The 1,557-nt window shown below is 37.4% G+C and carries 1 protein-coding gene; it reads right to left on the minus strand.

The genetic code is table 11. The features are described 5' to 3' along the window. Positions 1 to 141: 141 nt before the first annotated feature. Positions 142 to 1,443: a transposase gene (locus tag PGW42_RS15755; RefSeq protein WP_270204084.1), complete on the minus strand. Its 1,302-nt coding sequence runs from the start codon at positions 1,441 to 1,443 to the stop codon at positions 142 to 144. Positions 1,444 to 1,557: the final 114 nt, after the last annotated feature.

A 1,557-nucleotide genomic window follows, 5' to 3' on the forward strand; every position in this document is an offset into this window, starting at 1 on the left:
TAGAGATGAGCAAAACACATTGATCCAAAAGTAGAACTTGGCAGTTAGCTCCCATAAAGTTTGAGGTTGCGATTTTATGGCATAGCAAAGCTAACGTAAGTCTAAAACTTACGAAATCATAAGACTATGAGAATTTTTTAATCAAGCAATTCGTTTTATTGTTTTTAGTTTGCGATAAGACTGACCAGAATGGCTAGTGATTGCGGCAACGGCAACTGCTAGTAAACTGATATGGGCAAGTGTGTTTAAGTTTGTAACAGATGCTTTATTTCTTACCCACATCCGCTCTTGACCAGTATTTTTAAAACGCGAATTATAGCGTTCACATTCTGTGCGGAGTGAATAATTACTTTTAAAATATTTGCTGTCCCTATCAATGGAAAGTCTTAAATCATCAGGAATGGTAAGATATTTCGTACAGCCACGATGCTTTTTACCATTATAGAAATTTTTGTGGTGGCATGGGCAAAGGGTATCTTTACTTGATTTTAGAGGACAACAAAACTTTTGACGGGTACGACCACAATCGGAAAACTTACCATCCTTCCACATGGCAAGTCCTGCTTCGCAAATGGGATTCCCTTGAGGAAGAAGTTTCGGATTTTTGGTATTACGTTTGTTTAATGGAATGATACATTCTCCATTGTAAAGTTCCTTAACCTGATTGTAGATATTTTTGACATCGTAACCTTTGTCGGCAAGGAATGTGCAGTCCGTTATTGGTTGAAAGGAATGGGTAGCAGCAAGGATATCTAAAGCGACGGTAGCATCATGAACTTCCGCGGTTGTGGTCATTTCATAAATAGGAAGACCTGAAATACAGTCTACAAGGACATGATTTTTATAGCCCCAATAGAATTCATATTTTTTCTCGTTCGTTTGATTGGATGCAGTGTGGACGCCGAGTCTACAATCCGAATCCGCCCTTGGTTGATTTCCGGGTTTAAACTTATTTGAGAGAAAAGATTTCGGATTATTCTGTGAAGTATTTGCAGAGACAGGGGTTGAATCTAAGCCAATAAAAGAAGTGTCTACAATACCTTCTTTAGAAAGGAATAACACCTGAGTTTTCATGATTTCAAAGAGAACTTTGTTATCGAAATTTTTCAGGAAGCGATCAAAAGTCCAATAAGAAGGAAGTGGACGAGAAATATCAAAGCCACAAAAATGCGCAATCAGAAGATTATTGTGAAGATAATCGACAAGATCGGAAATCATGGAGAAACCTTCGCATTTCATGACAATAAAGGAACAAATCATAGCGTGATTTGAAAAGCCTTTCCTTCCTGTCTTGGGGAATTCCGGAACAAAGGATAAATCAAGATTCAGAAAAAGAGAATCATAAAACTTTGCAACTGGTTGTGAAGTGAAAAGACGGATGTCTTTCAAAATTTCTTGACGATAGATAACAATCAGCTCCTTTCGGTGAATTGATTTTGACAACTTAATTATACCATTTGGAGTTGATTGTTACTATAAATTTGGAGTGATAAAAGAGGTTGCCATGCCTCGCAAATCCGCATAAATACTGAATGTGTGGAGTTTTGCTCATGGCTA

The organism is Coprococcus sp. TM115-187, assembly GCF_027679115.1.
Taxonomy (GTDB): Bacteria; Bacillota; Clostridia; order Lachnospirales; family Lachnospiraceae; genus Allocoprococcus; species Allocoprococcus comes.